We start from the raw sequence: 20,609 nt of genomic DNA, 5'->3' as shown, positions 1-20,609 counted from the left end.
CCCTGGCCGAGCGCGTCCAGGTCCCGTCAGCCCCGCCGATCCCACTGGCCCCGCCAGGTTCCGCGGCGCGGCAGTTGACGGGCGAAGAACGACGTCACGCAGCGGCGCACCGCCGGCACCGACCGGGCCGGGTCGATCGCGCCGACCAGCTTCCGCCGGCCGTCAGCGGTCATCAGCCCGGCGGCCTGCAACTGTGGCGCCATGGCCGCGTAGTCGGTGAACACCCAATGAGTGGCGTCATCGATCATGCGCCGCCGGGTGCGCCCGCCCGGGTGGGCGAGCATGGCCGACCAGGACCGGTCGAACCGTTCGTCGCGGAAGCCGTCGGTGCCCACCAGGAGCAGCGGCCGGTCCACGCCGTACCTGGCCACCGGGAACAGTTCCCCCGGTCGGCCGGGCACCGTCGCCGGGTGATCCAAGTAGCCTTCCAGGTCGACCGCCGCACCGATACGGCGGTCCTCGTACATCGCTTCGGCGGCGGTGGTCCCGCCGGCCGAGTGTCCGTAGATACCCACCCGCCGCAGGTCCAGCGCGCGGCCGAGGTCCTGGGGCAAGGTGCTTCCGTCGGCGTCCGGGTTCCGCCCGGCCGCGAGGTCCTCCAGCCGGTCCAGTACGAACCGGGTGTCCGCGAGCCGGGTGTCGATCATGGTGCGGAAGACCCCCGCGTCCGTCTGCGGGTTTCCCGGCAGCTCAAACGTACGGACCTTGGCCCGCTGTGCCGTCGGGCGCGGGAACTCGACCTCGGTGGTCTCACCGGGATGGTCCATGGTCACCACCACACAGCCCCGGCTCGCCAGCTCTTCCGCGACGCCGGTGCCCAGGGTGCGCGAATCGCCGCCGCCCGGACTGTAGAGCAGCACCGGTCGCCGTACGGCCTGCGCGGGCGCGTCCACGTACGCGTGGGTGCTGGTGGCTCCCCATCGCACACCACTCTTCGGCAGCTCCCGGTGCACATGAACGGGGTCGATCTTCTCGAACGCTGCCGCCGCGCCCTCGCTCATCTGCGGCGCGAGCGGACGGCCGCGGACGTCACAGGCCGGATAGAAGATCGTGATCATCATTTCCCGTACGGAGATCCCGGCGTTCCACGGGTCGTTCCGGTGCCGGTCGACCAGATGCAGCGTGGTGATCCCGACCCGGTGCGGTCCGGTCGGCGCCGGGAGCCGCAGGACGATGCCGCCCGCCGGCCGTGCCCGCGCGGCACCGGTCGCACGGGTGGCGCCGGTGACACCCGCGGCTCTCGCGCCGCCGCCTCCCGCGATCAACAGCCCGGCAGCCAGCACGGCCGACCCGGCGACGCACCGCCGGCTCACTCCACCTGCCTCCGTACGATCCTCCGCGTCGTACTTCTCACCAGGCATGACTGCTCCCCTCGGGTACACACGTACCGATGTCTGTCGTTTGATGACTGTTGTCGATGTCTGATGCTTGATGCCTGTGTCCGATGTCGTCCCGTGCTGCTTCGAGTTACGTTTTCGGGTGGCACGGCAGTGGTACGACGGGAATGCTGCCCCGGGCGCGAAGTACGGGCGATCCTTCAGGCCCTGCCCGAAACGATGGCGCGGCGCAAACAGAAGAGCAGGAACAGCAGGGAGAGCGGGAAAGGCAGGGAGGGCGGGGAGAGCAGTGATCCGGGTTCATCTCACGGCCGCCGACTTCGCCCGGGTACGGTTCGCTCCCCGGCCGGCCCCGTTGCAGGAACTGAACGTGGCCCTGATGAAGATGTGTCTCCGCGACGAGGAACTGCTCTTCGGCCGCTGGAGACGACGGCTGCTGCGGTCCTTGCCGGGCGCGGTCCGGCCGATGGCGGATCTCGTCCCCGCCGGGATGGCCCCGCTCTTCATCGACGTCTTCAGCGACTCCTTGGAGGAGGGGCTGGAGACCGTACGGGCTTCGCCCCCGGCCCTGGTCCGTTCCGAGATCGAGCGGGTGTACGCCGGACACCCGTCCCCGGCACCGCCGTGGGTCCGCCGCCTGCATCACGGGGACGCCGGCGCCTGGCACGTCCTGCGCCGCGCCCAGCACTCGGCCTTCGAGACGGTGCTGCGCCCCCTGTGGCCTTTGGTGCAGGACCTGCACCAAAGGGAGTTCACCCGCCACGCCCTGCTGGCGGCCGAGCACGGCGTCGGTGCCGCACTCACCGGTCTCGTACCGGGCACCGGACTGCGCGGGGACGTCTGGGAACTCCAGGCTCCGTGCGAGCGGGACATCCAACTACGCGGCCAGAGCGTACTGTTGCTGCCCACTTTCCACTGGACCGGCCACCCGCTCGTCTCCCATCTGCCCGGCCGCCCGCTCACCGTGACCTACCCGGCCGGTCCGGGACTGCCACTGTCGCTCGCCACCGGCACGGGTGGCAGACAGGACGCGTACGGCGTGGATGGCGCGCTGGCCGCCGTGCTCGGCCGGACCCGCGTCGAGATCCTGCTGCTGCTCGCGCAGGAGCACACCACCAGCGGCCTCGCCCGGCGGCTGGGCGTCAGCAACGCCACCGCTTCGGCCCACGCCGCCGCGCTGCGCGGCGCGGGTCTGATCAGCACGGTCCGGGCCGGCCGGGCGGTCCTGCACCGGCGTACGTCCCTGGGAAGCCTGCTGGTACGGCGGCACAGCGCGGAGCAGGGCGGAGCGGACAGCGGGGAGCAGCACGGTCACCCGGGAACACGGAGCGAAACCGGACCGGGACCGGAAGCGGGACCGTGACCGGAAGCGAGAGCTGAGCCTCACGGCGCACCCGTACACCGAAGGAACCGGAACCAGCGCCTCCGGCCGGCGGACCACGAGCGGCGGACTACAGGTAGCGTGCGACGCCATGGGGCCGGAAGCACACACCGAAGCGGACACAGCAAACATCACACGTACCGCGCACACCGCACATACCACGGACATCACGGATGTCACCGATACTGCGGAGATCACCGTACGCCGTGCGCTGGAGCTGCCCGCCCTGCGGCGCGGGCTGCCGGAGGTGCTGGCCGGGCAGGACCGGCTCGACCGCCCCGTCCGCTGGGTGCACGCCGGCGAGGTCCCCCATATCGCCTCGCTGCTCAAGGGCGGTGAACTGCTGCTGACCACCGGTCTGGGCCTGGGCACCCGCCCCGCCGAACAGCGTGCCTTCATCAGTGACCTCGCGGACCGCGAGATCACCGCTCTCGTCGTGGAGCTGGGCTCTCGTTTCGCAGCACTGCCCTCGGCGATGGTCGACGCGGCACGGGCGTGTGGCCTGCCCCTGATCCAGTTGCACCGCGAGGTCCCGTACGTGGCGGTGACCGAGGAGATCCACACCGAGATCGTCAACAGTCACTACACCCTGCTGCGCCGCGCCGACGACGTCGTACGCCGGTGTACGGACGTGCTGCTGCGCGGTGGCGGCGCACCAGAAGTGCTCCGGCTGCTGGCCCGCTTCACCGGCAATCCGCTGTGCCTGGAGGCCCCGGACGGCAGTCCGCTGTACGCCGCGGGCCCGGACTGCGGCGGCCCGGCGGACGCCGACCCGCTCCAGGCGTGGGAGGGGCTGCGGGCGGCCGGCCTGCGGGTGGAGGTACCCGGCGGCGGTCACGGCCCCGACGCCGTACGCGCCCACCTCGTCCTGCTGCCCGTCAACACCCCGCTCACCCCCGTCCACCGCATCGCCGCCGAGCGCGCCGCCGGCCTCCTCGCGGTCGTCATGCTCCAGTCGCGCCAGGAGGAGGCACTCGCCGCGCGGGGCCGCGGGGACTTCCTCGCCGACCTGGCGGAAGGCCGGATCACCGCGGCCGAGGCGCCCGGGCAGGCCCGCCTGCTGGGCTTCCGCCCCGGCACCGGCCCGGTCCTCCCTGTGGTGATGCGGCTGCCGTCCGCGCTGCCGGTGCCCGGCGGCTGGGCGCTGCTGGCGCAGACCCTGCGTGAGGAGCTGATGGCGCTGGGAGTGCCCGTCCTGCTGGGCGTACGTCCTGTGGAGGGCCGCGTACCGGTACTCGTCGGGCTGCCGGAGTGCCGGACGCGTACGGACGTCGCCGACCGGGTCGCCGAGGCGCTGCACGCCGGTGTCCTGCGCGCCGGGCTCGACCGCCGCGGCGCGCGGCGGCCGGTGGTGGTCGTCGGTACGGCGGGTGACTGGGCGGCGGTGGGGCCCGGCCTGCGGCACGCCGCCGAGGCGGCGTGCGCGGCGCAGGGCCTGCCGGACCGGCCCTGGCACGACGCCCGCCGCCTGGACATCGAACTGCTGCTGTGGCGGATGCGCGAACACCAGGACCTGGCGGAGTTCGTGGAGCGCGCGATCGGCCCCCTGCTGGCACACGACCGCGGCGCGCGCCAGCCGCTGCTGCCCACCTTGGAGGCGTACCTGGCCAGCGCGGGCCGCAAGGCCGAGACGGCGCGCACCCTGAACGTCAACCGCCAGACCCTGTACGACCGTCTGGCCCGGATCGCCCAGCTCCTGGGCACGGACCTGGACGACCCACAGACAGTTCTGGGCCTCCGACTGGCTTTGCGCGCCCGGCGTCACACGGAACGGGCTTAGCACGCCGCCGGAGCGGTACGGCCCCGGCCGGCCGGCGCCTGTATGGGCTCGACGAAGGCGGCACCGCCACTTTGGGCGTGGGTCGGCGCCAAGACCCGTCCAGCATTCCCTCCCGCGGACGATCTGTCCGTCACGTACGGTCCAGAACGACACCGCGCGAAAGGTCCCGGCGGTTTCGTGCGGGACCTCGATCTCGGAGACGGCGTTCTCCCTGCCCGCCATGCGTTCGCCGCTGACCGGCCACTCGATGACGGCGTCCGCCGTGTTCCGCCGGGCGCCCCCTCCCGGTCCCGCGCCTGCATCCGGTCCCCCAACGCCTCGACCACTCTTCGCGATTCCATGGGACGCACCTTGCCAGACGCCACTGACATCCACGCCTCGGAGCGACTCGGAGCGACTCGGAGCAATCCAGAACGATCCGGAGCGATCCGCGGCGACCCGTGCCGCGCCACCGCTCACCGGCGGGTCTGCATCAGCTCGTCGTAGACGCTGAGCACCTGCGCCACCGTGTCGTCCTCGCTCGGCCAGCTCCTCGCCTGTACCCGGCCCGCCGCGGCCAGTGCGTCCCGGCGGGCCGGGTCGCCGAGCAGGTCCAGGACCGCGCGGGCCAGCGCGGCGGCATTTCCGTACGGGATCAGTTCCGCCGCTCCGCCGACGAGTTCGCGGGTGCCGCCGACGTCCGTGGCGACCAGCGGCACTCCCGAACGCAGCGCTTCCTGGGCGATCAGCGAGCGGGCCTCCCAGCGGCTGGGGAGCAGCACCAGGTCGGCGGCGCCGAGGAGTTCGGGTACGTCGTCGCGGCGACCGAGCAGACGGACCGGCAGCTTGCCGGCGTCGATGCGCCGTTGCAGGGCGGTCCGCAGTTCGCCCTCCCCCGCCACGGCGATCAGCGGCTGCGGGTCCAGCGCGCACCAGGCGCGTGCCGCGTCCAGGAGGACGTCGTACCCCTGATGCCGGTCCAGGCGCCCGACGACGAGCAGCAACGGGCGGCCCACCGCGCCCAGTTCCGCGCGGATCTTGTGGCGTGCGCGGTCCGGCTCCTGTGGCTCGGCGCGGTGCGCCCTGGGAGCGGGGATCGCCACGGGGGCCAGGCGCGCGTCGCGGGCTCCGCGCTCGCGGGCCCGGTCCACGATGTCCGAACAGGCCCCCAGCACGACCGCCGCGGCCCGCGCCACCCGCCGCTCCATCAGGCACACGAGCCGGGCCCGGGTGCCTTCGGTGTGCACTTTGGTGTGCCAGGTGATGACGAGCGGAACGCGACGGCCCCGCGGCCCCTTGAGCGCCAAGGAGGCACGCAGGCCCGCGCGCAGGCCGTGCGCGTGCACCAGGTCGGCGTCCCCGCAGGCCGTACGCAGCGAGGCCACGCTGCCGGGGTCGGCGCGCGGTGGCACCCGTTCGAAGCGGGCGCCCACGCCGGTGAAGTCATACGCGTCCTCGGCGCCGGACGGTGCGCAGACCGTCACCCGTACGCCGCGCGCGACGAGACCGGCGGCCAGGGAGCGGACGTGCGCGGCGCTGCCCGAGCCGCCGCGGCCCAGCACCTGGACCGTACGCAGCGGGGACTCTCCGTGCGACGGGGGCGAAGTGCTGATCACGTGGCGGAACTCCCGGGTCGGTCGGGCGGCTGGGTGAGCGGGCCGGCGTGCGGCCCGATGTGCGGACGTACGGTGGTGCCGACGCACGGACGTACAGACGCTTGGGCGTACAGACGCTTGGGCGTACAGACGTTTGGACGTACGTACGGTGGCGACGGGCACGGCACGAGGCGCGTGCTGAGCCCAGGATGCCAGCCCGCGCCCCCGATCGGGCACCGCCCGCGGACTGTTCCTATGGCGCGCCTCGACCGTACGCCGCCGGGACCACCCACACGAGCGACAAATCACCCACTCCGAGCAGAACGCCCACATCGCCAACATCGCCCGCGAAGCCCTTTTCGCCGCGCCTCACCGCCCTCGTTCACACGGCGTCCGGCGAACCCGGAACTCTGATGGCGAATCCCGCCGGTTGTGCGGCTGTACATCTGTGCCCGCATTTCTTTGTTTCTTCGCATGGCACACCTTCTTGGCCGACCAGGGCGGGTACGCGTTCGAACGGTGGGGCGATGGGGTGATGGGGCATCGAAGCCGGGGACGGCGATTCCGCTTCGACGGCGTTCCCGGGATGCCGACCATGGGTGCATACAGCCGGACCGCCGCCCCGGAGACGACCGTGGTCGAGATGCGCGGCGTGGAACATCTGCCGGAGACCGCCGACCGCTTCGGCGCGGCCCGCATCACCCGTGACCGTCCGGGACGGACGTTCCGCTTCCGAGCGGTCGCCAGGTGGCCCCCGCTCCTCCGGCCGCCTATCCGACTCCGACGGCTCCCGCCGCACGGCTGACGCGGTCGCCGCCGGCCGCCGCCGCGATCAGCGCGGCGGCGTGGGCGGCCAGGCCCGCCCGGCCGTTCCCGGCGACGACGGCCAGGCCCAGAGCGGCGCCGAGGGCGTGCGCGCCCGCGTCGCCGAGCATGGTGCGCTCGCCGAGGTCATCCGTGAGGACCGCCGCCGCGGCTCCCATGGCGGCGGCGGACAGCGGGCCCGCCGGACCACGGCGCAGCAGTCCCGGCGCGCCGATGGCCAGCACGGCGACGGCGGCCCGGCCGGGCCGTACGTCCAGCAGGTTGACCAAGTGAGCCGATCCCGCCGTCACCACGCCTGCCAGCACCTTGTCCAGCGGACGTTCCTTGAGCAGGGCGCCGGCGGCCAGCCCCGCGGCGCCGATGCCGAACAGCTTCACCGCGCCGCTGGTCACTTCTCCTTGGCGGAGTGCCGACAGGTGCGCCCGGAAGCCGCGCCGCGGGTCACCGGCGCCCGCGATGTCGTCGTACCCCCGCAGCCGCCGGCCGCCAGCACCGCCAGTGCCGCCGCGCCGCGCGTACGGGCGGGCAGGCCCGGGGCGCCGGCCACGGCCAGCGCCGTTCCGGCGGCGGTGGCGGGTCCCGCGTGCAGTCCGACCGTGCGGCCCGCGTGGTTCTTCCGCTCCCATACCGGGGCGCCGCCCGGTGGCCGCCTCTTGAGTGCCTCGTACGCGGCCCGGGTCGCCCCGGCCGCCGTCACCAGCACCGCGATCCGTCCGCGTCCCCGAGCCCGTCCAGCCCTTCCCACCCGTCCACGTACGGGTTCCCGACCGGCTCCCCCGCCGTCCGCCACCGCCATGCCGCGCCCCGCTCCTCGTCCGTCCGTGGTCCGCCGTGCCTCCGTGCTCCCTCCACGGAAGCCACAGGATCTTGCCGGACCACCTTACGGCGGGCCTCTCATATGCCCGGAGCCGCCCTCCGCACCCTTGTGAACTGCCCTCACGCCTCCTGGACGAACCGTCCTCACAGCTTCCGCCACCGGGCCATGGCGAAGGAGAAGAGCCCGAACAGCGCCAGCCCCAGGGCGATCACCGCCAGCAGCCAGGGCCCGGCCGGGGTGCCGGCGAACGAACGGAGCGTGTCGTCCATCCCCTTGGCGCTGCCCGGGTCGTACGTGACCGCGGCCCGGACCACGAACACGCCGGCCACCGCCAGCACCCCGCCCGCGCGCTGCCGCCGACCACCCCAGAGCGTCGACGAGTTGCCGGACCCGTCGTGGCATATCGCCCCGTTCGAGGTGTTTGCGGAACGTACGGAGGACGGCGCGGGCCGCTATCCAGATTCCCGCCACGGCGATACCCGCCCCGGCCACACCCACCGCCCACCGGCCGCCCGTCAGGTCCAGGGCCTTGGCCGTGACATCCCGGGACTGCCGGTCGCTGGACCCGCTGCCACTGCCTTTCTCCCCCGCGGCGAAGGACAGTACGGAGAAGCAGACCACGGCGTAGAAGACGAAGCGCCCCGCCGACAGCAGCCGCTTACGGGCCTTGTGACCGTCGGGGCCGGCCGCGCCCACCACGGCCTCCGAGAGCCGCCACAGGGCCATCCCGGCCAGACCGGTCCCCAGGGCCCATATCAGGGCGGTGCCGAACGGCTTCCCGGAGAGCTCCGCCAGCGCCCCGCCCCGGTCGGCCTGTTCGCCGGAGCCGCCGAAGGCGATGCGCAGCGCCAGGACGCCCACGAGGAGATAGATCACGCCCCGGGCCGCGAAGCCGGCCCGCGCGGCGGCCTCCACGGCGGGGCTGTCCGCGGCCCGGCGCGCCGCCGAACGCCCGGCGCCCGGCACTGCTTTCGTCATGTTCATGCGCTGCATGTTCATGCGCTGCCCTCCCGACCGGAGTTCCCGGTGTCAGCGGTGCACAGCACGTGCCCCGGGGCAGCGGGCCGGAAACCCTGCGGCACGGCGGTCACGCCAGGAGCGGAACGACGCAGGGTCCGGTCCCGGTGAAGTCCTCTCACCGGAGGAGGTACGAGAACGCACCCGACGCCACCACCTGGAGGTCGCCTGTCGACCGGGCGCGGAAAAAGAGACGAAGGAATGAAGGGGCGCCCGGACGTGCGCCCTTGAGCAAGCGTCCGTCAGGCGCGCCCTTCAATACCGCCTCTCAGCGTCCTTCAATACCTCCTCGGCGTCCATCAGGCGCGTCCTTCACTACCCCCTCGGCGTCCTTCAGTGCCCCTCAGCACCCGTCAACGCATCAATCGCCCTCAGAACACTCAAAGCACTCAAAGCACTCAAAGCCCCGAACGCGCCGTTTCCAGCAGTTCCTCCGCATGTGCCCGCGCCGTTTCGGAGTCCTCCTGGCCCGCGAGCATGCGCGACAGCTCCCGTACCCGCTCCTCGCCCTCCAGGACCGTGACGCCGCTGCGCGTCACCGACCCGTCATGCGTCTTTTCCACCAGTAGCTGCCGGTCCGCGAAGGCCGCGACCTGCGGCAGGTGGGTGACGACCACGACCTGCGCGGACTTGGCCAGCCGGGCCAGACGCCGACCGACCTCCACCGCCGCCTTGCCGCCGACGCCCGCGTCGACCTCGTCGAAGAGGTAGGTCGGTACGGGGTCGGAGCCGGCGAAGACGACCTCGACCGCGAGCATGACGCGGGAGAGCTCACCGCCCGACGCGCCCTTGGAGATGGGCCGCGGCGGCGCGCCCGGGTGCGGGGCCAGCAGCAGTTCCACCTCGTCCGCGCCGGTCGCGCCGAAGGCGACGGACCGGCCGCCGACCTCGATGCCCTCGCTCTCCTCGGCGACCTCGGTCTGCCGGATGTCGACGCTCACCCGGGCGTGCGGCATGGCCAGTTCGCCGAGTTCGGCCGTCACCGCCTCGGCGAAGCGCCGTGCCGACGCGGTACGGGCGTCGGTCAACGCCTGGGCCAGCTCGCCCAGTTCCGCGCGGAGCGCGTCCCGCTCCGCGGTCAGCTCGCCGATCCGGTCGTCGTCGCCTTCCAGCTCGGCGAGCCGGGCGGCGCTCTCCTCGGCCCATGCCAGTACGGAGGTGATGTCCTGGCCGTACTTGCGGGTCAGGTGGGTCAGCGCGGCGCGGCGCTCCTCGACCGCGGCGAGCCGCAGCGGGTCCGCGTCCAGCCCGTCCGCGTAACTCGCCAGCTCGCCCGCCACGTCGGCCATCAGGATGCCGATCTCACCCAGCCGCTCGGCGAGCCCGGCCAGCGCCGGGTCGTGGCCGCGTACGGCTTCCAGCGCGCGGTGGGCGCCGGCGACGAGGGTGTTGGCGTCCACGCCTTCGGGGTCTTCCGGGTCGCCGGCCAGGGCGGCGTGCGCGGCGGACGCGGCCGAGGCCAGGCCCTCGGCGTGGCCGAGCCGCTCCGCTTCGGCGGCCAGCTCCGTGTCCTCGCCGGGCTGCGGCTCGACCGCCGCGATCTCCTCCAGGCCGAAGCGCAGCAGGTCCGCTTCCTGGGCCCGCTCGCGTGCCCGTGTGGTCAGTTCCTCCAGTTCGGCGGCGACCGCGCGCAGCCGCCGGTACGCGGCGGTGTACTTGGCGAGCGGGACGGAGACCGCGTCGCCCGCGTAGCGGTCCAGGGCCTGCCGCTGCCGGGCCGGGCGCAGCAGCCCCTGCTGGTCGGTCTGACCGTGTACGGCCACCAGGTCGTCCGCCAGCTCTCCCAGCAGGCCGACCGGTACGGACCGTCCGCCCACGTGCGCCCGGGAGCGGCCTTCGGCCGAGACGGTACGGCTGATCAGCAGCGTTCCGTCGTCCAGTTCGGCGCCCGCCTCCTCGGCACGTACGGCTGCCGGGGCGGTGGGGCCGACCGCCAGCCGGCCTTCTACGACGGCCGCCTTGGCGCCGATCCGCACCAGGGCGGGGTCGGCGCGGCCACCGAGCAGCAGCCCGAGGCTGGTGACGACCATGGTCTTGCCCGCGCCCGTCTCGCCCGTCACCGCCGTGAATCCCGGCGACAGCTCGACTACGGCATCGTCAATGACGCCCAGGGACCGGATCCGCATCTCCTCCAACACGGATACGACCTTACGAGGTCCGGGGCCCGCCTCGCGACGGCCTCCCCCTCCGCCCGCGCTCGGTGCCCGCTGCGTACTGCGGAAAACCCCACCATGACCGTGGCGGTTTACCTCATGGTGCCGGTGCCCCTCGCCCGTCACGCTGGATGCAGAACGTGATCGGAAGGGTGTGCTGCACATGTCCAGCGGAATGGCGCCGGGGGGTTCGGCGGCCGACGGGCTCCGGGCCGGCGGGGTGAAGGGCGACGGCCCGGCCTCCGACGCGCCGGCGGGAATCCGCCCGGTGAACGGCGGCGGTCCAGCCGGAGGCGGTCCGGCAGGAGGCCGGGGCAGGTCGGCGAGCAGCGGGCTGGCACGGGCGGCGCTGCGCGGGCACCGGCCGGCGTTCGCCGGTACGGCGGTCGCCTCCCTCTTCGCGGCGACCGTCATCAGCGCCTCGACGACGATGCTGGTCACGACCGGCGCGGACGGCCTGTCGGCCGGAGCACGCCGGGTGATGGCCCAGAGCAACGTCGGCATGATGGCCACGATCCTTCTCATCGGCTCCATCTACATGTCGATATTCGTGATCGCCTCGACGATGGGGACGGCCGTCGCCCAGCAGCTCCGCGAATTCGCGATGCTGCGCTCCATCGGCGCCCGGCCGTGGCAGATCCGGCGCGCCGTCGCCACCCAGGCGGTGACCGCCGCCGTCCCCGCGGCCATAGCCGGGTGCGCGCTCGGCGAAGTGGTGGCGCGCTGGTGGTTCGGCGGCATGGTCGATCACGGCCTGCTGCCCCCGGAGGTCGCCTTCCGCTTCAGTCTGCTGCCGCTGCCGGTGTGCCTGGCGGTCGCGGTGGTCACCTCCGCCCTCGCCGGAGTGCTGGCCGCCACCCGGTTCGCCGCGCTGCGCCCCGCCCGTGCCTTGACAGAGGCCGCCGCGGGCCGCCGCAAGCTGGGGCTGCTGCGGCTGCCCCTGGGCCTGGCCGCGGTGGCGGGCGCAGTGATCGTCTCCCGTCTGCTGGCCGCGCAGCCGGACGGCAAGGGCAGCCAGGGCGCTTTCCTGGTCCTGCTCCTGTTCTGCCTCGGCGTGGGGCTCCTGGGCCCGCGCATCATCGGTCCCGTCGCCCGGCTGGTGGCCCGTCTGACAGGCCGGTTCGGCAGCGCGGCCGAGCTGGCGATGCTCAACATCACCACGCAGTCGCGCCGCTTCTCCTCCGCCGTGATCCCCTTGGTGCTGGTCGTGGCGTTCGGCACGACCAAGATCGCGGTCCATACGACCGCCGAGCACCGGACCGGCTCGGCCGGCCCCGAGGCCGGTGTGTGGCTCGATTACGTCGGCACGGCTCTGTACGCGGGCTTCGCCGCCATCGCCGCCGCCAACACCCTGGCGATGATCACCGCCGAGCGCCGCCGCGACCTGGCGCTGCTGCGCCTGATCGGCACGCACCGCCGTCAGGTGCGGTCCATGGCGGCGTGGGAAGCGGCCGTCATCGCCGGCACCTCACTGCTGCTGGGCGCGGCCATCGCGCTGCTCACGCTCGCCCCGATCCTCAAGGAGGCGTACGGGACGTCCCTGCCGTACGTGCCGTGGACCACCGCCGCCGCGATAGCCGGCGGCACGCTCCTGCTGACGCTGCTCTCCACCGGCCTGCCGGTACACCTCGGTCTGCGCCGCCGCGCCGCCGAGACCCTGACCACCGCCTGACTCACGAAAGGGACACCATGCCCAGCCCGCGTCACGACAACCGCACCAGCCGCGCACGCCCCCCATGCCCCCATGCCCCCTGCCCCCGCCCGCCTCGGCACCGCGCGCGTCACCGGCCCACGACCGGGCCGCCGGACCGGTGCGCTCGCCCTGGTGCTGGCCGCCGTGACCGCACTGGCCGGCACCGCCTGCTCCGGCACAGCGCCGCCCCGCGCGCCCCGGCCGGACGGTGAGCAGCGGCCCGCGTCCGTTCAAGGCGTGTGGCGGATGGACGGCTACGGCACGCTCGTCACCGTGCGGGGCCGGCAACTGCGTACGTACGACACCACGGCCGTCAGTTGTCTGCCCGGCATCCTCACCGGCACACGCAAGGGCGACCCGGACGCGCCCGGCCGCGCCGAGTTCGACGTACCGGGCTCGACGCTGACGGTGGTGCCTCAAGGCGGTGACCGGGCGCGGCTGTCGGCCCCGGACAACGCCGGGTACCGCTCGCTGCGGCGCCTGGACGCGCTGCCCGCCCGCTGCCGTCAGCGGCCGGCGAAGGACCCCCGGGCGGTCTTCGACGTTTTCTGGCGCACCTACGCGGAGAACTACCCGTTCTTCGCCGCCAAGAAGATCGACTGGTCCGCGGTCCGGGACCGCTACCGTCCGCGGATCACCGCCAGGACGACGGACGACGAACTCTTCGCCGTGCTGCGCGACATGATCGAGCCGTTGCACGACGCCCACACCTCTGTGGACGGCGGGAAGGGCCGCAGGTACGCCGGGCTCCGTCCGGGCACGAAGATTCCCTCGCCCGCGGACATGAAGAAGATGGATGCGGCGATCGCCGCGAACCTCGGGCCGGGAGTCACCCGCCGCCAGTGGGCGCGGGGCAAGCTCAGCTACGCCGACCTCCCCGGACACCTCGGCTATTTCCGCGTCACCGGCTTCATCGGATACACGGCCGGCGGCTCCTACGCCGCGGACGTCGCCGAACTGGACCGGGCGCTGGACGCGATATTCACCAAGGCCCGTACGCACGGTCCCGAGGCGCTGCGCGGCCTGATCATCGATCTGCGGCTCAACGGCGGCGGGGCGGACCCGCTCGGGCTGCGCATCGCCTCCCGCCTCACCGACCGCCCGTACCTCGCCTACCGCAAGCACGCGCGCAACGACCCGCGGGATCCCAAACGGTTCACCGCGCCCCAGCCGATCACCGTCCGCCCGTATCACGGCCCGCGCTACACCGGACCGACGGCGGTGCTGACCGGGCGGCTGACGATCAGTGCGGGCGAGACCTTCACCCAGGCGCTGATGGGGCGGGGGCCCGCGCCCGTCCGGATCGGTGAGAACACCCAGGGCGTCTTCTCCGACACGATGGACCGTACGTTGCCCAACGGCTGGACGTTCAGCCTGCCCAACGAGGAGTTCATGACGGCCCGGGGCCGTACGTACGACGGAACGGGCATACCCCCGGCCATCCGGACCCCCGTCTTCACGGACCAGGAGCTGGATGCCCGCCGGGACTCCGCCCTCACCCGCGCTCGCGAGCTGCTCGGCAAGCACGGTTCCTGACCGCGTCCCGCGCCTGACCGGGCCGGTCCTGACCACGCCCGGCGTCCGGCGGGCCCGGCGCCCGATCCCGGACGGCGGGCCCGACCAGACGCAGGACCGACCAGACGCAGGACCGGCCGGGTTCGGTGGCCCGGGTGTACGAACTCCCGGGCCCCGGGGCCTCCCGGGCCCTCGCAACCCGGGCGCGCGGCCTCAGTGCGGCGCTCCCCGCCAGCCGGCCACCGGCAGGGCGAACTTGGCCACGAGACGGTCGGTGAAGGAGGCGTGGTGCAGCCGCGCGAGCCGTACGGGCACGGCGCCGCGCCGGACCTCCACCCGGGCGCCGGCCGGCAGCTCCACGGTGCGCCGGCCGTCGCACCACAGCACCCCGTGCGGCGTCTTGGGCTGCACCTCGACCGCCAGTACCGAATTGGGGGAGGTGACCAGCGGCTTGGCGAAGAGCGCATGCGCGCTGATCGGCACCATCAGCAGCGCCTCGACCTCGGGCCAGACCACCGGTCCGCCCGCCGAGAAGGCGTACGCGGTCGAGCCGGTCGGCGTCGCGCACACCACCCCGTCACCGCCGAAGCGCGAGACCGGCCGGCCGTCGACCTCGGTGACGACCTCCAGCATCCGCTCCCGCGCGGCCTTCTCCACCGACGCCTCGTTCAGGGCCCAGTCGGTGTGCACGACGCTGCCGTTGTTGCGTACGAGCACATCGAGCGTCATGCGCTCCTCGACCTCGTACGAGCGGGTGACGACGCGGTCGACGACCTTGTCCAGATCGTCCCGTTCGGCCTCGGCGAGGAAACCGACCCGCCCGAGGTTGACACCGAGCATCGGCACGCCGGAGGTACGGGAGAAGTCCGCGCCGCGCAGCAGCGTCCCGTCCCCACCGAGCACGACCAGCAGCTCACAGCCCTCGGCCGCGCACTGCTCGGAGTCGACCAGTTCCACGGACGGCGGCAGCGGCAGGTCGGCGGCTTCCTCCGCCAGCACCCGTACGCCGATCCCGCTGCGCAGCAGCCCTTGGACGACCAGTTCGGCGCTGCGGACGGCCGCGGGCCGGCCGGTGTGCGCGAGCAGGAAGACGGTGCGCCCGGAGACACCGGACGCCTCACGCGAAGTCTCGGCGGACGCCTTGGGAGATGTCCCGGGCAAGGCGCCGGGCAGCACCTCCGGCCCGGCCGCCGCGGCCACCGCCTCCGCCAGGGGAGTCACCTCCGTCCCCGGCGCGGCGCCCGCACCGGCTGCCGTGGTCCGCCCGGGCACGTGGCGCGCCGCGCGCGCGTCATCCGCTTCGCGCGCGTCATGTGCCTCGCGCGCGTCACGTGCTTCGCGTGCCTCGGATGCTTCAGTTGCTTCGGATGCTTCAGAAGTGGTCAACGGGGCCCCTCCGCCACTGCACGGTCGACGTCCGCCGGGTCGAGTGCAGGCGCCCCGGCGCGCAGCCACAGAAAGTACTCGACATTGCCGGACGGTCCGGGCAGCGGGCTCGCGGTCACCCCGGCGACGCCCAGGCCCAGCTCGGCCGCGCGCGCCGCCACGCCCCGTACCGCTTCGGCCCGCAACTGCGCGCTGCGCACCACCCCGCCGCTGCCCAGCCGCTCCTTGCCGACCTCGAACTGCGGCTTGACCATCAGCACCAGGTCGGCGTCGGGCGCCGCACAGCGTACGAGCGCGGGCAGCACCAGCCCCAGCGGAATGAAGGACAGATCCCCGACCACGAGGTCGACGGGCGTGCCGTCGATGTCCTCCAGCGTCAATTCGCGTACGTTCGTCCGGTCCTTCACGGTGACCCGGTCGTCGCTCTGCAGCGACCAGGCGAGCTGTCCGTAGCCGACGTCCACGGCCACGACATGCCCCGCCCCGGCCCGCAGCAGCACATCGGTGAAGCCGCCCGTGGACGCGCCCGCGTCCAGCGCCCGCCGCCCCCCGACCTCCAGGCCGAGCGGCAGGAACGCCTTCAGGGCGCCCGCGAGCTTGTGGCCGCCGCGCGAGACGTAGTCCGGGTCGTCCTCGTCCGCCCGGACGACCAGCGCGGCGGCGGTCTCCACCTGAGTGGCGGGCTTGGTCGCCGTCGTCCCGCCGACGGTCACCCGCCCCGCGGCGATGAGCTGGCTCGCGTGCTCACGGGAGCGGGCCAGTTTGCGGCGCACCAGCTCCGCGTCGAGTCGGCGTCGTGCCACACCTGCCACCTGTGGTTCAGCTCCTGTTGTCGTACGTCGAAGAGGGTTCCGGCGGCCCGGGGCGCCGGTCGAGGGCGGCCAGTGCGTCGCGCAGCCCACGGTGCACATCCTCGTACACCTCCAGATGGCCGCTGGCGGCGAGGTGGTCGGCATCGGCCAGCCGCCGCAGCTCGGCGTCCACGGCCGGCTCGCCGGTGGGCGTGACCAGGACGCCCAGCGGCCGGGGACCGGCGTCCTCTCCGAGCTTGTCTCCGAGCGCCGTGGACCCGGTGGACCCGGTAGACCCGGTGGACCCGGTGGACCCGGTGAGCTCAGTGGACCCGATGCGCTCGTCGGCCTCGGCCGGGCCGGTGCTCTCCTCGGCGACCGCCGTCTTTGCGGCGGCGGGCGTCTCCGGCTCCGGGCCGGACGTCGGCTCTTGCATGTCCCCGACGCTACCCCGAACCGCGCCCCGACCGGCGTACGGAGCCGCCCCCGCCTCGCGTATCGTCGATCACGATGGCAACCCTCGACCAGTGCCGCGCCGCGCTCGAACGGCTGGCACAGAACCTGTCCACCGCCGAAGGTGACGTACGCAGCGCGGCGGCGCTCGACCGTTCGCTGAGCTGCCGCATCATCGACCTGGACGTGACGTTCCTGGGCCGCCTCGCCGACGGCACCCTCCGCGACATCACCAGCGTCCCCGGTCCACCGCCCCAAAAGGCGCAGATCCGGCTCACCATGGCCGGTGACGACCTGGTCGCGCTGGTCGACGGCGAGCTGAACTTCGCCAAGGCGTGGGCCACCGGCCGCGTCAGGCTGGAGGCCGGACTGCGCGACCTGCTGCGCCTGCGTACCTTGCTGTAGCCACGGGCGCGGCGGCCCCGTCGCTCAGGCCGTAGCACTCAGGCCCGGCCGCTGGAGCCGACGCCGTACCCGCCCCTGCCTCGTACGGCGTACGGCGTACGGCGTACGGGACGCTGCCGCTGCCGCTGCTGTCGGCGAAACCTAGGCCGGCACAGATGCCTTCGCCCTGCGCGCCTCGCGCGCGGCCGGGACCACCAGCGGGGTGCCCGTCTCAGGATCGTCGATGACCTGGCACTTGAGCCCGAAGACCCGCTCCACCAGCTCGGCCGTGACCACCTCCGCCGGCGCCCCCTCGGCGATGACCTCACCGCCGCGCATCGCGATCAGGTGCGTCGCGTAACGGGCCGCGTGGTTGAGGTCGTGCAGGACGGCGACGAGCGTACGGCCCTGCTCCTCGTGCAATTCGGCACACAGGTCCAGCACCTCTATCTGGTGCTGGATGTCGAGGTAGGTCGTCGGCTCGTCCAGCAGCAGCAGGGGCGTCTGCTGTGCCAGCGCCATCGCGATCCACACGCGCTGCCGCTGGCCGCCGGAGAGTTCCTCGACATACCGGTCGGCCAGTTCCTCCACGCCGGTGGCGGTCATCGACTCACGCACCACGCGCTCGTCCTCGTCCGACCACTGGCGCAGCAGCCCCTGGTGCGGGTAGCGGCCACGCGCCACCAGGTCCGAGACCGTGATCCCGTCCGGGGCGATCGAAGACTGCGGCAGCAGACCGAGCGTACGGGCGACCTTCTTGGCCGGCAGCGCGGAGATGGCCGAGCCGTCCAGCAGCACCGAGCCGGCGGTGGGCCGCAGCATCCGTGAGAGCGCGCGCAGCAGCGTGGACTTGCCGCAGGCGTTCGGCCCGACGATGACCGTGAAGGAGTGGTCGGGGATGGTCACCGAGAGGTTTTCGGCGATGACCCGCTGGTCGTAGGCGAGGGTGAGGTTCTCGGCCGCGAGTCGGCTCACTGCGTGGCTCCTTGAAGGGTTCTTCGGCAAAGCAGCTTTCGGCGATGCGGTCTTCGGCAAACCGGTCACCGGCGGTGCGGTCTGCGGCGATGCAGTCTGCGGCGATGCGGTCTGCGGGACGGTCTTCGCGTTCAGATCCGGCCCCGGTACGGGCCCCGGTCCCGGCCCCGGTTCCCGGCGTCTCATACGCGCGCTGCTCATACGCGCTCTGCTCGTACGCGCCCCGCTCATACGCGCCCCGCCCTGCGCTCGGCGGCCAGCAGCCACAGCAGGTACGTACCGCCGAGCACCCCCGTCAGCACGCCCACCGGCACCTGATCGGCGCCGAAGAGCCGCTGTGCGGCCCAGTCGGCGGCGACCAGCAGCGCCGCGCCCATCAGGGCGGCGGGCACCAGGTTGGGGCCGGGCGAGCGGGTCAGCCGCCGGGCGAGCTGAGGGGCGGTCAGGGCGACGAAGGAGATGGGCCCGGCCGCCGCGGTGGCCGCGGCGACCAGCAGCACCGAGGCCAGCAGGGCGACGATACGGACCCGGTCGACCCGTACGCCCAGCGCGTACGCCGCGTCATCACCCATCTCCAGCATCCGCAGCGCCCGCCCGTACCCCAGGACCAGCGGGACGAGTACGGCGCAGACGATGGCCAGCGGCCACACCTGGGTCCAGTCCCGGCCGTTGAGCGACCCGGTCATCCAGGTGGCGGCGCGGGTCGCCTCGTCGATGTTGGCCTTGGTCATCAGGTACAGGACGCCGGCGTAGAGCATCGCGGCGGCGCCGATGCCGACCAGGACGAAGCGGTAGCCCTGGATGCCGCGCTTCCAGGCGAGCAGGAAGATCGCGAGGCCGGTCGCCACCCCGGCGACCACCGACCCGGCGGCCACCGCGAAGGCGCTGCCCTGGAAGAAGACGATGACGACGAGCGCGCCGACCGTCGATCCCTGGGTGAAGCCGAGCAGGTCCGGGCTGCCCAGCGGATTGCGGGAGACGGTCTGGAAGACGGCCCCGGCGATGCCGAAGGCCGCGCCGACCAGCAGGCCGACCAGCACACGCGGCAGCCGCAGGTCGTGCACGATGAAGTCCTGTGCGGGGGTGCCGCCGCCGGTGAGCGTGGTGAGCACGTCCGCCGGTGTCATGGGGAAGTCACCGGTGCCGATGAGCGCGACGCTCGCGGCGAGCGCCACGGCCAGCAGCAGCACACAGGCCAGGACGGCGCGTACGTCCAGCCGTACCGACAGCCCGCCGCGCGTACGCAGCGCCCGGACGGCTCCGGCGGGCCTGCCCGGCCGGCGTCCGCCGCCCGCACCGCCCTTCCCCGACGTGCCATTCCCGGGCGCGCGCTTCCCAAGCGCGCTCTTCCCAGGCGTGCGCTTCCCGCCCTCTTCGCCCCGCTTCACGCGTAGGCTCTCCGCAGCCTCGCCGGCCGCCTTCGCGGTGGAGTTCACAGTTGGGCCATCCTCCGACGCCGTACGAGATAGATGAAGACGGGGCCGCCGATGACGGCCGTGACGATGCCGACCTGGAGCTCGCCGGGCCGTGCGACGACGCGTCCGACGATGTCCGCGCCCAGCAGCAGGACGGGTGCGAGCACCGCGGAGTACGGCAGGATCCATCGCAGGTCGGGGCCGGTGACGGCCCGTACGAGGTGCGGGATCATCAGACCGACGTACGCGATCGGGCCGCAGGCGGCGGTCGCGGCACCGCACAGCAGGGTGACGGCGAGCATCGCCGCCACGCGGGTGCCGGTCAGCCGTGCGCCCAGCGCCCGCGCCTGGTCGTCGCCGAGCGCGATGGCGTTCAGGGGGCGCCCGATGGCGAGCGCGAGCACCGCGCCCACGGCCAGGAAGGGCGCGACCTGACCGACCGTCGACATGGAGGCGGAGGCCAGCGAACCGACCGTCCAGAAGCGCATCTTGTCCAGTGCGACGGTGTCGATCAGGTTGATCGCGTTGATGTATCCGGTGAGTACGGCGGACAGTGCCGTGCCCGCGAGCGCGAGCCGTACGGGGGTGGCGCTGCGGGTGCCGCCGAGGACGTACACCGCGACGGACACCAGCGCGGCCCCCGCGAAGGCGAACCACACGTACCCGGACAGCGAGGTGATGCCGAGGAAGCTGATGGCGGAGACGACGGCCGCCGAGGCTCCGGCGTTGATGCCGAGGATGCCCGGGTCGGCGAGGGGGTTGCGGGTCAGTGCCTGCATCACGGTGCCCGCAAGGCCGAGGGCGGCGCCCGCGATCAGGCCCAGGACGGTGCGCGGCAGCCGTACGTCCCGGACGATCACGTCGGTCTCGTCGCCCGAGTAGTGGAAGAGGCCGTGCCAGACCTGGTCCAGCGGGATCTGTTTGGCGCCGACGGCGATGCCCAGCGCGGTCACGACCGCCAGTACGGCCACCGCGGCCACGAGTCCCGCCGAGCGGGTGGCCTGCCGCCTTCGCGGTGCGGGGGGCGCCGCGGGGGCCTCTGCTGCTTCGGGGGGGCTGTCAACCAACACGCAGGTTAGGTTAGCCTACCCTCACGATCAGCTTTCACGGCCG

14 protein-coding genes and 2 pseudogenes are annotated in these 20,609 nt (G+C 73.3%); 5 read left to right on the top strand and 11 right to left on the bottom strand.

Annotated features, from left to right (window positions below; genetic code table 11):
- Window positions 1–26: 26 nt before the first annotated feature.
- A complete protein-coding gene (locus tag KGS77_RS29355; RefSeq protein WP_242586151.1) occupies window positions 27–1,361 on the bottom strand; it encodes a S9 family peptidase in 1,335 nt (444 codons plus the stop codon).
- Between the two features lie 265 nt (window positions 1,362–1,626).
- Here KGS77_RS29355 and KGS77_RS29350 point away from each other — a divergent pair, with 265 nt between their 5' ends.
- Complete coding sequence (locus KGS77_RS29350; protein ID WP_242586150.1) at window positions 1,627–2,700, top strand: winged helix-turn-helix domain-containing protein; 1,074 nt, start codon at window positions 1,627–1,629, stop codon at window positions 2,698–2,700.
- Window positions 2,701–2,809: 109 nt separating this feature from the next.
- Window positions 2,810–4,498, top strand: coding sequence for a PucR family transcriptional regulator (locus KGS77_RS29345; RefSeq protein ID WP_242586149.1), 1,689 nt, complete (start codon window positions 2,810–2,812; stop codon window positions 4,496–4,498).
- A gap of 455 nt (window positions 4,499–4,953) precedes the next feature.
- Here KGS77_RS29345 and KGS77_RS29340 read toward each other — a convergent pair whose 3' ends face one another.
- From KGS77_RS29340 to recN, 4 genes and pseudogenes are all read right to left on the bottom strand, one after another.
- Complete coding sequence (locus KGS77_RS29340) at window positions 4,954–6,093, bottom strand: glycosyltransferase family 4 protein (RefSeq protein ID WP_242586148.1); 1,140 nt, start codon at window positions 6,091–6,093, stop codon at window positions 4,954–4,956.
- A 749-nt stretch (window positions 6,094–6,842) separates the two neighbouring features.
- Window positions 6,843–7,606: pseudogene (locus tag KGS77_RS29335) on the bottom strand (hypothetical protein).
- A 251-nt stretch (window positions 7,607–7,857) separates the two neighbouring features.
- Window positions 7,858–8,698 (bottom strand): annotated as a pseudogene (locus KGS77_RS29330) (DUF1206 domain-containing protein).
- Between the two features lie 431 nt (window positions 8,699–9,129).
- On the bottom strand, window positions 9,130–10,857 hold the full coding sequence (gene recN / locus KGS77_RS29325) for a DNA repair protein RecN (RefSeq protein ID WP_242587765.1): 1,728 nt from the start codon (window positions 10,855–10,857) through the stop codon (window positions 9,130–9,132).
- 190 nt (window positions 10,858–11,047) lie between these two features.
- Between recN and KGS77_RS29320 the strand changes: the two genes are divergently transcribed.
- Both KGS77_RS29320 and KGS77_RS29315 read left to right on the top strand, forming a co-directional pair.
- A complete protein-coding gene (locus tag KGS77_RS29320; RefSeq protein WP_242586147.1) occupies window positions 11,048–12,556 on the top strand; it encodes an FtsX-like permease family protein in 1,509 nt (502 codons plus the stop codon).
- Between the two features lie 72 nt (window positions 12,557–12,628).
- Window positions 12,629–14,113 (top strand): S41 family peptidase, encoded by a 1,485-nt coding sequence (locus KGS77_RS29315; protein WP_242586146.1) that lies wholly within the window; start codon window positions 12,629–12,631, stop codon window positions 14,111–14,113.
- A 192-nt stretch (window positions 14,114–14,305) separates the two neighbouring features.
- Here KGS77_RS29315 and KGS77_RS29310 read toward each other — a convergent pair whose 3' ends face one another.
- The 3 genes from KGS77_RS29310 to KGS77_RS29300 form a co-directional block, all read right to left on the bottom strand.
- The gene (locus KGS77_RS29310; RefSeq protein WP_277994334.1) at window positions 14,306–15,253 is read right to left on the bottom strand and encodes an NAD kinase; all 948 of its coding nucleotides are present in this window, start codon (window positions 15,251–15,253) and stop codon (window positions 14,306–14,308) included.
- Between the two features lie 221 nt (window positions 15,254–15,474).
- Window positions 15,475–16,290 (bottom strand): TlyA family RNA methyltransferase, encoded by an 816-nt coding sequence (locus KGS77_RS29305; protein WP_242586145.1) that lies wholly within the window; start codon window positions 16,288–16,290, stop codon window positions 15,475–15,477.
- A 7-nt stretch (window positions 16,291–16,297) separates the two neighbouring features.
- A complete protein-coding gene (locus tag KGS77_RS29300; protein ID WP_242586144.1) occupies window positions 16,298–16,705 on the bottom strand; it encodes a hypothetical protein in 408 nt (135 codons plus the stop codon).
- A gap of 74 nt (window positions 16,706–16,779) precedes the next feature.
- Between KGS77_RS29300 and KGS77_RS29295 the strand changes: the two genes are divergently transcribed.
- Window positions 16,780–17,127, top strand: coding sequence for an SCP2 sterol-binding domain-containing protein (locus tag KGS77_RS29295; RefSeq protein ID WP_242586143.1), 348 nt, complete (start codon window positions 16,780–16,782; stop codon window positions 17,125–17,127).
- Window positions 17,128–17,268: 141 nt separating this feature from the next.
- On the opposite strand, the gene KGS77_RS29290 is transcribed toward KGS77_RS29295, so the two are convergent.
- The 3 genes from KGS77_RS29290 to KGS77_RS29280 all read right to left on the bottom strand — a co-directional run bounded on the left by KGS77_RS29290 (window position 17,269) and on the right by KGS77_RS29280 (window position 20,566).
- The gene (locus tag KGS77_RS29290; RefSeq protein WP_242586142.1) at window positions 17,269–18,081 is read right to left on the bottom strand and encodes an ABC transporter ATP-binding protein; all 813 of its coding nucleotides are present in this window, start codon (window positions 18,079–18,081) and stop codon (window positions 17,269–17,271) included.
- Between the two features lie 227 nt (window positions 18,082–18,308).
- The gene (locus KGS77_RS29285; RefSeq protein WP_242587763.1) at window positions 18,309–19,328 is read right to left on the bottom strand and encodes an iron chelate uptake ABC transporter family permease subunit; all 1,020 of its coding nucleotides are present in this window, start codon (window positions 19,326–19,328) and stop codon (window positions 18,309–18,311) included.
- Window positions 19,329–19,513: 185 nt separating this feature from the next.
- The gene (locus KGS77_RS29280) at window positions 19,514–20,566 is read right to left on the bottom strand and encodes an iron chelate uptake ABC transporter family permease subunit (protein WP_242586141.1); all 1,053 of its coding nucleotides are present in this window, start codon (window positions 20,564–20,566) and stop codon (window positions 19,514–19,516) included.
- Window positions 20,567–20,609 lie beyond the last annotated feature (43 nt).

Origin of the sequence: Streptomyces sp. MST-110588 (assembly GCF_022695595.1) — a bacterium.
Classification (GTDB): Bacteria; Actinomycetota; Actinomycetes; order Streptomycetales; family Streptomycetaceae; genus Streptomyces.
This window is presented reverse-complemented; position numbering and strand designations above follow the sequence as displayed.

What these genes read in the sequence shown, in the direction of transcription:
- KGS77_RS29355 (WP_242586151.1), bottom strand. Translation starts at nt 1,361, where the DNA reads ATGCCTGGTGAGAAGTACGACGCGGAGGATCGTACGGAGGCAGGTGGA.
- KGS77_RS29345 (WP_242586149.1), top strand. Translation starts at nt 2,810, where the DNA reads ATGGGGCCGGAAGCACACACCGAAGCGGACACAGCAAACATCACACGT.
- recN (WP_242587765.1), bottom strand. Translation starts at nt 10,857, where the DNA reads ATGCGGATCCGGTCCCTGGGCGTCATTGACGATGCCGTAGTCGAGCTG.
- KGS77_RS29320 (WP_242586147.1), top strand. Translation starts at nt 11,048, where the DNA reads ATGTCCAGCGGAATGGCGCCGGGGGGTTCGGCGGCCGACGGGCTCCGG.
- KGS77_RS29315 (WP_242586146.1), top strand. Translation starts at nt 12,629, where the DNA reads ATGCCCCCTGCCCCCGCCCGCCTCGGCACCGCGCGCGTCACCGGCCCA.
- KGS77_RS29300 (WP_242586144.1), bottom strand. Translation starts at nt 16,705, where the DNA reads ATGCAAGAGCCGACGTCCGGCCCGGAGCCGGAGACGCCCGCCGCCGCA.
- KGS77_RS29295 (WP_242586143.1), top strand. Translation starts at nt 16,780, where the DNA reads ATGGCAACCCTCGACCAGTGCCGCGCCGCGCTCGAACGGCTGGCACAG.